The sequence below is a fragment of the Companilactobacillus nuruki genome (assembly GCF_002872255.1).
GTDB classification, from domain to species: domain Bacteria; phylum Bacillota; class Bacilli; order Lactobacillales; family Lactobacillaceae; genus Companilactobacillus; species Companilactobacillus nuruki.
In genome coordinates this window covers 21,036-34,341 of the sequence record NZ_NIPR01000005.1, presented here as the reverse complement: position 1 = coordinate 34,341, position 13,306 = coordinate 21,036, and the positions used below count along the sequence as shown (strand labels likewise).

10 protein-coding genes are annotated in these 13,306 nt (G+C 33.4%); 9 read left to right on the top strand and 1 reads right to left on the bottom strand.

Annotated elements, in window-relative coordinates:
- Positions 1 to 10 precede the first annotated feature (10 nt).
- The 7 genes from CBP76_RS02295 to CBP76_RS02265 are packed head-to-tail and all read left to right on the top strand — an operon-like array spanning position 11 to position 7,579.
- Positions 11 to 1,090: a glycosyltransferase gene (locus tag CBP76_RS02295; RefSeq protein ID WP_102195318.1), complete on the top strand. Its 1,080-nt coding sequence runs from the start codon at positions 11 to 13 to the stop codon at positions 1,088 to 1,090.
- A complete protein-coding gene (locus CBP76_RS02290) occupies positions 1,087 to 2,148 on the top strand; it encodes a glycosyltransferase (protein ID WP_102195317.1) in 1,062 nt (353 codons plus the stop codon). The genes CBP76_RS02295 and CBP76_RS02290 overlap by 4 nt, the downstream gene beginning before the upstream one ends.
- A gap of 4 nt (positions 2,149 to 2,152) precedes the next feature.
- Positions 2,153 to 3,154 (top strand): glycosyltransferase family 2 protein, encoded by a 1,002-nt coding sequence (locus CBP76_RS02285; RefSeq protein ID WP_102195316.1) that lies wholly within the window; start codon positions 2,153 to 2,155, stop codon positions 3,152 to 3,154.
- A gap of 13 nt (positions 3,155 to 3,167) precedes the next feature.
- Positions 3,168 to 4,067: a glycosyltransferase family 2 protein gene (locus CBP76_RS02280; RefSeq protein ID WP_102195315.1), complete on the top strand. Its 900-nt coding sequence runs from the start codon at positions 3,168 to 3,170 to the stop codon at positions 4,065 to 4,067.
- 14 nt (positions 4,068 to 4,081) lie between these two features.
- Complete coding sequence (glf, locus tag CBP76_RS02275) at positions 4,082 to 5,194, top strand: UDP-galactopyranose mutase (protein ID WP_102195314.1); 1,113 nt, start codon at positions 4,082 to 4,084, stop codon at positions 5,192 to 5,194.
- 2 nt (positions 5,195 to 5,196) lie between these two features.
- Positions 5,197 to 6,642 carry a flippase gene (locus tag CBP76_RS02270; protein WP_102195313.1) on the top strand — a complete coding sequence of 482 codons (1,446 nt, stop codon included), beginning with the start codon at positions 5,197 to 5,199 and terminating at the stop codon, positions 6,640 to 6,642.
- Positions 6,626 to 7,579, top strand: a complete 954-nt coding sequence (locus CBP76_RS02265) for an LCP family protein (RefSeq protein ID WP_166667154.1) — start codon at positions 6,626 to 6,628, stop codon at positions 7,577 to 7,579. The genes CBP76_RS02270 and CBP76_RS02265 overlap by 17 nt, the downstream gene beginning before the upstream one ends.
- Positions 7,580 to 7,786: 207 nt before the next feature.
- On the opposite strand, the gene CBP76_RS02260 is transcribed toward CBP76_RS02265, so the two are convergent.
- Positions 7,787 to 10,663 carry a DEAD/DEAH box helicase gene (locus CBP76_RS02260; protein ID WP_102195311.1) on the bottom strand — a complete coding sequence of 959 codons (2,877 nt, stop codon included), beginning with the start codon at positions 10,661 to 10,663 and terminating at the stop codon, positions 7,787 to 7,789.
- 171 nt (positions 10,664 to 10,834) lie between these two features.
- On the opposite strand from CBP76_RS02260, the gene CBP76_RS02255 reads away from it, so the two are divergent.
- Positions 10,835 to 11,758, top strand: coding sequence for an HNH endonuclease (locus CBP76_RS02255; RefSeq protein WP_102195310.1), 924 nt, complete (start codon positions 10,835 to 10,837; stop codon positions 11,756 to 11,758).
- A 477-nt stretch (positions 11,759 to 12,235) separates the two neighbouring features.
- Complete coding sequence (locus tag CBP76_RS02250; protein ID WP_102195309.1) at positions 12,236 to 13,294, top strand: carbamoyl phosphate synthase small subunit; 1,059 nt, start codon at positions 12,236 to 12,238, stop codon at positions 13,292 to 13,294.
- Positions 13,295 to 13,306: the final 12 nt, after the last annotated feature.

Below are 13,306 nucleotides of genomic sequence, written 5' to 3'. Positions count from 1 at the left end.
AGGTGATATTATGAAAGTCCTAGAAATCTGTGAAGCATATGGTGGCGGAGTTAAACGCCAGGTTGATTATTTGAATCGTTTTGGACATATGAAGAATTTACAGATGATCACACTAGTCAGTTCCAAAAGAGGAGCAGAGATACCAGCTAAGTATCTAGTTGATGATCGAATGTCTGATTTTCCCAAAAAAATTTTTAAATTTTTCTCAATCTTGAAATGTTTACATAAATTAATAACGTCTAAAAAAATTCAGTTGGTTCATGCCCACAGTACAGTTGCCGGAATAACAATGGTTCTATATAAGATTCGGTATCATGACTGCCCACCGATTTTTTTTACGCCCCATGCCTATTTTTCAGAAATCAATCGAGGCAGTTTTAAAAATTTATTATTAAAACTTGCAGAAAAATTTATGAGCCATTTTTTTACTAAAGTAATTCATGTTTCCAGTGATGAAGAGAACTATGCCTTAACTAATAAATTAGTAAAAAAGGATCAGTCACTAGTAATTAATAATGGGGTTCCCTTCCATCAAATTCATAGAACACAGCATTCAGCCGTAAGCTTTGTAAATGTGGCTCGATGCGACTTCCAAAAGAATCCACAATTATTTATCAGTATTGCTCAAAAGATAATCAAAGAACGTCCTAATAGTAATTTTATTTGGGTCGGAGATGGTCCATTGTTGAATGAATGTCGAACTAAAATTATTAATCTGGGATTAAGTTCAAAAATAAAGTTTGTTGGTTATAGAAATGATCCTTATAAATATTTAGAAGATGCTGATATTTTCTTTTCTACCTCTCGTTATGAAGGACAGCCGTTTTCGGTTTTGGAAGCAATATCTGAGAAGATGCCCTTGATCATTACCGATGTGATCGGCCATACGGAATTAGTAAAAGAGAACGGGATATTGTTAACAGAAGCTATTTTGAATGATGATTCGCAATTGCTCAAAGCATTCGATTCAGTAATAGTCGCTCAAAGACAGTTTTCGGATGCCAGTTATCAGTTATTTACCAAACATTATAATGTGATAGATATGGTGAACAAAATTGAGAGATTATATCTATCCGGGGTAGTTGCATGAAATCTGTAGACGTAATCGTACCTTATTTTTATCCACCATATATTGGTGGGACGGAAACCGTCTTGAGAAAATGGAAGCAATATTTTAAGGATACTGATGGTGATCTAAAAGTTAGATTCATTCAACCCTTTGCCTATCGAGACAGCCAATTATTATCTGATAAAGATGGTTTAAGGATTCGACCTTTCAATAATAAGTTAATGAAGTATATTGGTTTGATTAATTTAGCTGCTGATTTGATATTTACAAAGTCTGATATGGTGATTGTCTTATCACCAAAGTATATTCGTTTAAGTTACAAAATTCGGAGAATTTTCCATAAGAAATACCGTATTACTAATTGGATACACTTTTCGTTAACAAAAATGTTTGTTAATAATGACAAGTATTTTAGATTGGCTGATTACCATTTAGCTATTTCCACAGGGATTAAGCAACAGTTATTGGATATGGGGATATCTGATGAGAAAATTAACACCGTTTTTAATCCGACTGATTCAAATTGTTACCAAATTAAGGCAAGTAAAGTACCAAAGTATATTTATGTAGGGCGTTTGGAATATCAACATCAAAAGAATTTACAAGAATTAATCCATGCCTTTTGCCTAGTTAGAAAAAAATTTCCAGATGCGACTTTAGAATTATGGGGAAATGGATTGAAAAAAGATACCGATCAAATCAAAACACTCGTCAAACAACTCCAACTCGATGAAGCGGTTTTGTTTAAGGGATGGTATAAGACCCCTTGGAAAGAAATTGATTCTGCAACGGCATTTGTTTTGACCTCAACGTATGAAGGATTACCGATGTCGATTCTTGAAGCAATGTCACATGGAATACCTGTGATTTCCAGCAGTATTTCCACGGGTCCTGAAGATGAGATAACTAGAGAAAATGGGATGCTTTACCATTTGGGTGATATCGAAGAATTAAAAAATAAAATGTTGGAAGTTTATCAAAAAGATTACTCTCAAGAAAAAATAACTCAATCAATTAATAGATTTTACAGTGAAAACTACTTCGCTAACTTAGTCAGAATGTTACAAGAAATGGGGTAGAGCAATGGATAAAGTTTTATCAATTGTTATTCCAAGTTATAATGCTGAAAAATTTTTGGATAATATCTTAGGAAATTTACTTATCTGTCAATCGTTGGATCAATTGGATATTTTGATTATTGATGATGGTTCAACTGATAAGACAACCTTGGTGGCTAACAAATATGTAACAGAATATCCTGCTTCAATCAGATTGATTTCTAAAAAAAATGGTGGACATGGTTCAACCATTAATATGGGAATTAAGTACGCCACAGGACGCTATTTTAAAGTAGTTGATGCAGATGATTGGTTAGATAGTGTTAATCTAGATCAATTTGTAAAGATATTAGAAGATGAAGATTCAGATTTGATTTTGACACCATTTTGGGCTTTTAACGATAAAACCCAAAATAAACATCTCAAAGAAATCAAACCAGAAGATATTGAATGGAAATATCAGTATTATTTACAAAATCAAAAAATTGAACCAGTGCCATCAATGCATACTTATACATTAAAAACCGAATTGTTACAGCAACACCAGATTAAAATAGATGAACATGCTTATTATGTTGATATTGAGTACATTCTTTATCCAATACCTTATGTGAAGACTTTTAAATTTATTGATTTACCACTATACAATTACCGCGTTAATCAAGCCGGACAATCAATTAGTTTGAAAAATATGTATAAGAATAAGCAACAGCATGATTTAGTCGTTAGTCATGTTAATGACTATATTGCAGGTCATTTGGACATTTTGAATGAGAATCAAAAAGAATTGATGATTAACCGCTTAAGTCGAATGATTGCTACACAGTTGAAAATAATTACTTTAGCTCCAATTGGTATTAAGACGAAAACTGAATTAAAAAAATTTTACCAGCATGTTCAAAAAGATTATTTCTTTGAAGCAGAGGATGTTAATTTGCCAATTCGTTTATTGATCAAATCACATTTTTATCTCTTTCCAGCAATTCATTATTTAGCAATTTGGAAAATGAATTTAATTCATTTCTAAAGGTGGCGAGAAGATGGACATTACAGCCTTAGTAGTAACGTATAATCGTTTGGATTTGTTAAAAGAATGTTTGAATGTGATTAAAAGCCAAACATTACCAGTCCAAAAAATAATTGTAGTCGATAACAATAGTAGTGACGGAACGACTGAGTATTTGCATCAGTTAGCAGATTCTAATATGAAAATTTGTTTTATGAAGAAAAATTTAGGTGGTTCAGGTGGTTTTTTTGAAGGAATAAAGTATTTTGTTGAAAACAATTATGGAGAGTATTTATGGATTATGGACGATGATACTATTCCGCAAACTGATGCTTTATCGAAACTTGTCCAAGCGGCGGGAGATAAGAACTTTGGATTTTTGGCTAGCAATGTTCGCTGGATTGATAAATCAGCTGCTGTGATGAATGTGCCTGTAGTTGATCAAAGAAAATGGAATCAAAACTCCGATAAGGATAATTTTTTACCGACTGTAATCTCAGCTTCATTTGTTTCAATATTGATTCCCAAAATAGTTATTGAGAAAGTCGGTTTGCCATATAAAGAATTCTTCATTTGGGGTGATGATACTGAATACACTTCAAGAATTAGCCAACAATTTACTTCTTACTTTGTTCCCAAAAGTATTGTGATTCATAAGATGAAACAAAATTGTGGTGTAGATATAATAACCGATCAAAGCAATCGATTAGATAGGTATTTTTATTCATTTAGAAATCGAACTTTTTTAGCTCAAAAGAAGCATGGAAAAGTGAAACTAAAATCCTATGCAGGTATGGATTGGGAATTGCTCAGAGTCATATTTGGACCAAGTGTAGATAAAAGATTTCAAAAATCTAAAATTATACTTCATGGAATGATTGCGGGGAGATTCTTCCATCCTAAAATCTCGTACTGTCGAACTTATTCAAATTAGTGAAGGTGAATAGTATGGAATATCTAATTGTAGGTTCAGGCTTATTTGGCTCAGTTTTTGCTTATGAGGCAGCTAAGAGAGGCCATCATGTAACTATTTTAGAGAAACGTGATCACGTTGGTGGAAATATTTATACTAAAGAGATTGAAGGCATTCAGGTTCATGTCTATGGTGCCCATATCTTTCATACTCAATCAAAAAAAGTTTGGGAGTATGTTAACCAATTTGCTGAATTTAATAATTATATTAATGCTCCGATTGCTAATTTTCATGATGAAATTTATAACTTGCCCTTTAATATGAATACTTTTAATAAACTTTGGAATGTAATAACCCCGCAACAGGCTCAAGAAAAAATTAATCAGCAAAAAGCACAATTAAATCTTTCTGGTCCCCCCAAGAATCTGGAGGAACAAGCTGAGTCTTTAGTAGGAATTGATGTTTATCAAAAATTAATAAAAGGCTATACCGAAAAACAATGGGGTAAAAAGGCCACCGAGTTACCGGCATTTATTATTCGACGGCTACCGGTTCGTTTTACATATGATAATAATTATTTCAATGATCCTTTTCAGGGTATACCAATGGGTGGGTATACTCAGATAATTGAACAATTATTAGATAGTCCATTAATAGATGTAAAATTGAACACTGATTTTTTGAATGATAGGGATAGTTATTTAAAACATTATCAAATAGTTGTTTTTACAGGGATGATTGATCAATTCTTTGATTATCAATTGGGAGATTTATCATATCGTAGTTTAAAATTTGAAACTGAGATTAGAGATATGGATAACTTTCAAGGTAACGCAGTAGTCAACTATACCGATAGTCAAACGCCCTTTACTAGAATTATTGAACATAAACATTTTGAATTTGGCAAAGGGAATAAGTATAAAACCGTAATAACTAGAGAATATCCAAAGAATTTCCAACGTGGTGGAGAACCTTATTATCCGGTTAATGATCAAGAGAATAAACAGTTATATTCAAAGTATGTAAATTTGGCAAAAAGTACCTATCCCAATGTGATCTTTGGTGGCAGGTTAGGCTTGTATCGTTATTACAATATGGATCAGACTATTATGGCAGCATTTGAAATCGTGAAACGTGAATTCGGCTAAGTATGAAGATAATCAAAAACTACCTGTATAACGCTTTTTACCAAATTTTTGTTCTGCTGGTTCCTTTAGTGACAATTCCTTATCTAGCGCGGGTGCTTGGTCCAACAGGAGTAGGAATTAACTCCTATACCAATTCGATCATGCAGTATTTTATTGTATTTGGCAGTATCGGTGTTGATCTGTATGGCAATCGGCAAGTAGCTTTCGTTAGAAATGATCCTAAGAAATTGACGAAAACATTCTTTGAAATATTTTTTATGAGATTGATCACCATTGTTTTATCGTATTTGACCTTTGCAATTTTCTTGGTTATTAATGATAGCTATCAAATTTATTATTTAGCACAATCAGTTTCTTTAATAGCAGCTGCCTTTGATATTTCCTGGTTTTTCATGGGCTTAGAAGACTTCTTTGTGACAGTTGCCAGAAATATCTTGATTAAACTAATCACATTAATCAGTATCTTTATTTTCGTTAAGTCATATCATGACTTGAATTTATACATCTTGATACTATCAATGTCGATGTTGTTGGGAAATTTGATCATGTTTCCAAGTTTGAAAAAGTATTTGGTCAAAATAGATCTTCATGAATTGTCGATGAAAAAGCATATAAAACCATCATTAGTTTTATTTCTGCCACAAGTGGCAACACAAGTCTACGGGGTTTTAAATAAAACTATGTTAGGAATAATGGTATCAGTTGAAGCCACTGGGTATTTTGATCAATCAGATAAGATGGTCAAAATGGCTTTAGCGATTGTTACGGCTACTGGGACGGTGATGTTGCCACATGTAGCTAGTGCATTTTCTAAAGGGCAAGTTGAAAAAACTAAATATTATTTGTATCAGAGTTTTCAATTTGTAACCGCAATAGCGATTCCAATTATGATGGGTTTGATGGCAGTAACGGCTAAGTTTGTAACTTTATTTTTTACGAAAAGTTTTTTACCAGTAATTCCAATTATGTTGATAGAATCAGTTGTCATCATGTTGATTGCTTGGAGTAATGTATTGGGAATCCAATATCTTATTCCCACCAAACAAATGAAAACCTACACGATTTCAATTGTGATTGGGGCGGTGGTTAATATCTTATTCAATATCCCTTTGATTTTAAAATGGGGTGCAGTTGGAGCAACGACCTCAACAGTTTTGGCCGAACTAGCAATCACTTGTTATCAATTGTTTTCAGTTAGGAAACAAATTCAATATAAAAAATTATTTTGGGATTTACCTAAGTATTTAATTGCTGGTGGTTTGATGTTTGAAACCATCTTTGAATTAGATAGAGTGTTGCCCGGAACTTGGAAGATGTTGATTGTAGAGATTGCTCTGGGAATTATTCTCTATGTAGTGTTATTAATAATATTTAAAGTAAAAATTATTGATGATTTCAAATCAATGATCAATGGCAAAGGGAGTAAAGAATATGAAACATATAAGTAAAAAACATATCTTGAGAAATACTTTGTTATCAGTGGTTGCTTTGATATTGATGGTGGGACTGGGATTTGGATTAATTCGATATCGTGAGGTCAAAGGTTCAATTGATAATTCATTTGATTCAGCCCAAGTACCTAACAGTCGGGATACTAATTATTTAATTAAGAATAAAAAACCAATTTCCATTCTGCTGATGGGGACTAGTGCCAGTGATTTTGATAGTTCTTATTCTGGAAAAACCGATACAATGATGTTACTTACAATCAATCCTCATACTGAAAAGACTACTATTACTAGTATTCCACATGATTTAGCAGTAAAGATTCCAGGATATAATGATCCAGCACAAGCGAGTGAAGCTTTTGAACATGGTCAGGCCAAAGCAAGTATTGAAACGGTTCAGAAACTATTAAATGTTCCAGTTGATTACTATGCTTTGATTAATATCAATGGTATGAAAAAAGTTATTGATAAGGTTGGTGGTATTGATATTAAACCGACAGCCAGTTTCAATAGTTATGGATATGAATTCCAAAAGGGTGTAAAAACTCATATGGATGGGACCAAAGCGTTAGCCTATTCAAAAGAAACGGACTCTAGCACAAATGAATACTATGCTCATGTTTCTCGTCAAGGAGAGGTATTGGCTGCCATAATGCATAAGAGTACTTCGATTCAGGCATTGATGAATCAAGATTTCATTAAGACTTTGACAGATGAAATCCAGACGGATATAACCTTTGATGATTTAACGACAATTATTAAAAACTATAAACATTTTACTGAATATGTTGATGATACACATATTGCTGCCACAACTAAGTCTGTTAAAGGCCAACAATTTGAGGTTGCTGATCAAAAAGAATTACAACGTATTACCGATTTGATTAGAAAAAACTTGGAATTGAAAGCTGATACTACGGGTAATGAAGGGCTTTGAATTGGATGTAAAAATAGAGTGAACAAAACATGTTCAACGTTCAAACATTAAGACAAATAGGCCCCTAGTAATCGAACTTTGATTACTAGGGGCCTATTTATTTAAGCGGAAAAAGCTATATTTATGTTCTACATATAAGTCGCAGTTTTATACTATTCTGAAATTATCTCCCAACTGGTTTTTGTTTTTTGGGGGGATTATAGACTGTTATTCCGTCAAAACACGATATAGTCCAAGATCTATCTCATGCTCTAAACGAAGTGTAAAATCAACTAATTTTGTTGGTTTACCATTAACATTTTTTTCAATAATATCTTTAGCACCTATTATCTTCGCAGATCCAAGATAATAGAAGTCAGTACCCTCAAGCTTATCGTCAGTAGATTTCCTTACAAATAACTGGATCATCCCAAAGCCCTTATGCTCAAGAATCTGATGTTCGGTAGCACTGGATGTTGATCTCCCACTTTTAGAAAACCATGGTAATGTTGAACGATCAAAAAATGTGTTCTTATATACCATTTTATTCTGAAACTTTTCAGTCTTCTTTAAAGATATAAAAACAGGAAGAAATCGTCCATCTTGTCTTAGACTATAACCACCGATACTTAAATAGTTAGGCTCATTTTTCCAATTTAACATTTTGATGACGTCTGAACGATAATATTTTTCACCAATAGTAAATCGAGAACTATATATTGTTGGATTTTGGTGTAATCTCCATAGATTTGCTTCAAGTGCATCGATAAAGTATCTTTTGAATATTGGGGAGTGTAGTATTGCTTGAAATTCAGCAGTAAACTTCCATATTCCATTAGTTCGATTGATTAATGCAACGTCACCATACTTCTTGAGTTTGACTTTTGAAAAGTAGCTCAAATCCAATACTGAACTTGAACTGTCCAAAGTTTCGTTATCGCAAAAAATATTTTGAGAGTTAAGGTCAGAAAGAATTTCCTTATCTGATAAACCGCCTTTGTGTAACATCTGCTTCAAGATCCAAGCTTCTAGTGGTCGTTGCGATATAGTGATCTCTGCAGAAATAAAACTCAAAAATGAATATTGTTCTTTATTAAGCAGGGTTGGAAAGTTATTTTCAAATTTAAGTTGCATATCGTACACAGTTCCAAATTTATGAATAATATCAACGACATTAATATTTCCCATCTTTGCAAAGTCTAATAACATAGGAGTGCGACGACCAATTTTGTTTTTAAGATTTTGATAAGAATTTTTAAATTGCTTCATGTCATTTAAGCGTACTCTGGAGACGGAATCGAGAATTCTTTTGCGTGCTACCTCTTCAAAGTGGATGGTTGAAACTCCAGATATGCTGGGACTGATGATTTGTTTACGGATTTTTTCTTTACTACTAGTATGGGAACGGTCAAATGCCATTGGAATCATGTAATTTTCATCGTAATTACCAATGAAATCTAAAATTGTGACATATTCTTTGTTTTTAAATTTACGTAAGCCACGTCCCAATTGTTGTAGAAAGATAATACTGGATTTTGTAGGGCGCATCATTACAATTTGGTTGAGAATGGGAATGTCCACACCTTCATTGAATATATCGACCGTGATGATATATTTTAGTTTGCCATCGGTTAATTGACGAACGGCTTTTTCACGTGCCTCAACTGTATCTTCGGCCGAAACAAATTGAGCATTGATTCCTCTATTTGTGAGTTTAATAGCTAATTCGTATCCTTCAGCTATTCGACTAACGAAAATTAAACCATGAACATCTTGTGGACCGTAGTAGTGAGTTTTATCGATTATATAGTCGACACGTTCGTTGGATATAAGGTGTTTAAGACTGGTTTTATCGTCTATAATCTCACCATTTCTTTCATAATCTGTAACACCAATATAATGAAAAGGTGTAAGTAAATCGTGGTCCAATGAATCTAATAATGAAATTTCATAGGCTAAATGGTAATCAAAGTATTCATAGACATTAGTTCCATCAGTTCGTTCAGGAGTGGCCGTCATTCCAAGCATGAATTGAGGTGTATAAAAATTCATTAATCTTTGGTACATTGATTCTCTTGTACCTGCTTGGTTTTGACCAACACGATGGGCCTCATCGATAATAATATAATCAAATGCGTTTGCCCCTAATTGTTCACAAATTGATTTTTTAGAAACCATATTAACTGTTGCAAAAAGATAACGAGCGTTAAATTCTTTTTGATTACCACTAAGAATTCCGTAATCGCTATCGGGACCACCCAATATTTCTTTGAAGCTAGACATAGCCTTACGTAAGATTTGTTCACGATGAACAACAAATAATAAACGTTTTGGTTTAAATTGTTGAACATCAAAGGCAGCTAAATAGGTTTTTCCGGTACCAGTTGCTGCAACCACTAAGCCTTTTTTAGCGTGTTCTTCATCGCGTAGATGTTTTAAAGCATTCAGAGCTGATTCTTGCATTTCGTTAGGGATTATTTTTCCCAGATTATTAGTTTTTACTTTGGGCTGTGATATTGGTAAATTTGGTTGCCAAGTTTGGCGGTAATCATTTATCCATGAAGTGTTTAGTGGAGTTGCTTGTTTCCAAAGATTGTCTAATTCATTTTTGATGTTGCAAACTATCTCTCCACGTTCAGTTGAAGTTATGCGGAGATTCCATTCAAAATTTTTTTTCAAAGCATTTTGTGTCAAGTTAGAGCTTCCAATCAAGATGCTCTTATAATCTTCATGATCAAAATAATAGGCTTTTGTATGAAATCCTTCTTTATTTAAAATTCGAACATCAAGATTTGGAATTCGCAATAAGTCATCAAAAACATTAGGATTGTTAAAATTGAGGTAGGTTGAAGTAATAAGCCTGCCATGTACTCCATGTTTAGCGAGATCAGCTAGAGTACTCTTTAAATCCAGCAAACCGCCCAAAGTTACAAAAGCAACGGCGATGGTGAATGATTTGGAGTTATGCAGTTCCTCTTCTAAAGTTTCGAGTACAGATCCATTGTGATTAGTTACCAATGCTGGTTGATAGGGAGATAATGATTGTGTGGTGTTATCTATAAAGCCAAAATGAATTCCTTGATTAATTTCGTGTTCAGTATTCATAGTTAAATCTCGTTTTAGCAAATGTTTTAATTTTATTCATATAGCCATCTCCGTCAAAATTAATCTAATAAGGCCAGTATATCAGAAGAAGGACATATCGATTGTTGGTGATGATTCTTCAAATTAGTATGTGTTAAGTTATACTAATAAAAAACATTTAAGGAATATATTATGTATCAATATAATAAACAATTAAATAACTCGGAAACTAATTATTTTATAGTTGACTCCAGTTCTAGTGCTGAACACAATGATGTCGATTTTAAATTTTATAGTTACCAAAATAAAAGTAATAAACAAATAACAACTGGCGATCTATTCATTTATCGAAGATCTGGGAGTGCGTCCGAATGGGGTAATGAGTTTTATTTGTATGGTGCAGGTGAGTTCGGTGAAGTAGCTGGTGAAGACCCCGAAACTGGTAGTAACTTGGTTACTATCAAAAACCCTTATTTGTTCTCACATCATTTAATGAAACAAAACTTACGAACTTTTGATTGGAAATTTAGAAAATTCAAAGGAAAGTGGTCGAATTTCTTCAACATGAATGGTATCACCCAAATCTCTAAGGCTGACTTTGTTGGTTTACTTGAGCGGCAGAAAAATATGGTACCTGATGAGCCTGAGTTGTCTCCTGAAGAGGAGTCGATTGCTGTAAAGTGTTATCAAGCAGAAAAAATGGAATCATATTTTATCAACGATGAAGTCAAAGGAATATCTACTTTTAATGCAGTAAATAAATTTTTCTCTGATAAAGTAAAATTTAATAATCATTATAAATCAGTACTTGTAGCAAACCAGGATGAATCTGAATTGATTGCTACGAGAATTGTTCCTTGGGACGATGATAAGAATACTCGTTTGGATGCCCGCAATGGTATTTGCTTATCAAAATTATTCTCTGAAGCTTTTACAAAGGGATATTTTACATTTACCGATCAAGGACATATCATTGTTTCGGATACGGCGTCATCAAATCCAGAGATTAATCAATTATTAGATAAATATAAAAGTAGAAAGATATACATGAATAAAGAATATTCTCCTAATAAAAATTATTTACGATATCATCGTGAGCATATTTTTAAACAATAATCCTATTGACGAATCATTGAGTCCTTTGTATGATATGTACAACAACTTTTAAATAAGTCCAGTGAGGCTTAGAAGGTAAACAAATAGGGTATTAAACTCTAAAACAAAAACTTTCTTTGTCTGCTGGCAAGGAAAGTTTTTTATTGCTACATATCTAATTTGCTTAAATTAATTTAATATATGTATTCGTTTTATTAGAAATATTCTAATAAACGTATTGACTATTCACTAGCTTGTTTGTATTATAGGAACAATAACTTTTAATGGGACCCAGTGAGGTCTTGAAAGCGAAAGCACTACAGAGAGGACTCTCTGAGTTAAGCGTACTGGTGAAAAGTTTTGAAATTTGAATTTTTAATGAGATCCAGAGAGGTCCCGAAGGTTCAGTCTAAATCAATCGTCTAAGACAAAAACTTTAGGGATGCTTATCGGCATCCCTTTTTATGTACCAAATTTTTATCAATTCGGAGGACAAATATGAAAAGATACCTAGTTTTTGAAGATGGAACATACTTTGAAGGTACGGCTTTTGGCAGCGACACAGAAACAATCGGTGAACTTGTTTTTACAACAGGGATGAGCGGATATCAAGAAGCAATTACTGATCAATCATACAATGGACAAATTATTAATTTCTGTGCACCAATGATCGGTAATTATGGTGTTGCTAAAAAATTTAATGAATCACAAAGGCCTACCATTATGGGCGTATTAGCCCGAGAAATAACCGATGTCACAGGAAATTATCAAAGTGAAATGACAATCGATGAATTCTTAAAGCAAGAAAATGTCCCCGGTATCCGACGAATTGATACACGTGCAATTACTCTAAAAATTAGAAGAGCTGGCTCTTTGAAGGCAGCAATTGTCGACGATTTAGACTCAGGTTTAATTGACCAACTCAGTACTTGGCAATTAGACGATCACCAGTTACAAAAAAGTATTACCCCCAAACCAACTACTTATGAAGGCAGCGGCAAACATGTCGTTGTTTTGGATTTTGGCTATAAAGAAAGCATCGTTTCGGAATTAACAAAACGTTGTTTAAAGGTGACGGTTGTACCTGGAAATACGTCATTAGAAGAAATTGAAAAACTAAACCCTGACGGAATACTTTTGAGCAATGGACCTGGAGATCCTACAAGACATACTGATGTTTTACCAACGATCGTAGAATTAGAAAAAAAATATCCACTCTTTGGAATCTGTATGGGTCATCAATTGCTGTGTCTAGCCAATGGTGCAAGTACATTCAAGATGAAGTTTGGGCATCGTGGATTTAATCATCCGGTTAAAGATCTATCAACGGGTCGAATTTATTTTACATCACAAAACCATGGGTATGCTGTGAATGAAGAATCAGTTAAACCGACTGAATTAAAGGTTACTCAAATCGAGTTAACCGACGGAACTGTCGAAGGAGTTGAGCATAAAAAATATAATGCTTTTTCTGTTCAATTTCATCCAGATGCTAAGCCAGGACCACATGATGCTGATTTCTTATTTAACAAATTTTGGGACATGATTAATAAATAGTTGGGGGAAAAT

What these genes read in the sequence shown, in the direction of transcription:
- CBP76_RS02295 (WP_102195318.1), top strand. Translation starts at nt 11, where the DNA reads ATGAAAGTCCTAGAAATCTGTGAAGCATATGGTGGCGGAGTTAAACGC.
- CBP76_RS02290 (WP_102195317.1), top strand. Translation starts at nt 1,087, where the DNA reads ATGAAATCTGTAGACGTAATCGTACCTTATTTTTATCCACCATATATT.
- CBP76_RS02285 (WP_102195316.1), top strand. Translation starts at nt 2,153, where the DNA reads ATGGATAAAGTTTTATCAATTGTTATTCCAAGTTATAATGCTGAAAAA.
- CBP76_RS02280 (WP_102195315.1), top strand. Translation starts at nt 3,168, where the DNA reads ATGGACATTACAGCCTTAGTAGTAACGTATAATCGTTTGGATTTGTTA.
- glf (WP_102195314.1), top strand. Translation starts at nt 4,082, where the DNA reads ATGGAATATCTAATTGTAGGTTCAGGCTTATTTGGCTCAGTTTTTGCT.
- CBP76_RS02270 (WP_102195313.1), top strand. Translation starts at nt 5,197, where the DNA reads ATGAAGATAATCAAAAACTACCTGTATAACGCTTTTTACCAAATTTTT.
- CBP76_RS02265 (WP_166667154.1), top strand. Translation starts at nt 6,626, where the DNA reads ATGAAACATATAAGTAAAAAACATATCTTGAGAAATACTTTGTTATCA.
- CBP76_RS02260 (WP_102195311.1), bottom strand. Translation starts at nt 10,663, where the DNA reads ATGAATACTGAACACGAAATTAATCAAGGAATTCATTTTGGCTTTATA.
- CBP76_RS02255 (WP_102195310.1), top strand. Translation starts at nt 10,835, where the DNA reads ATGTATCAATATAATAAACAATTAAATAACTCGGAAACTAATTATTTT.
- CBP76_RS02250 (WP_102195309.1), top strand. Translation starts at nt 12,236, where the DNA reads ATGAAAAGATACCTAGTTTTTGAAGATGGAACATACTTTGAAGGTACG.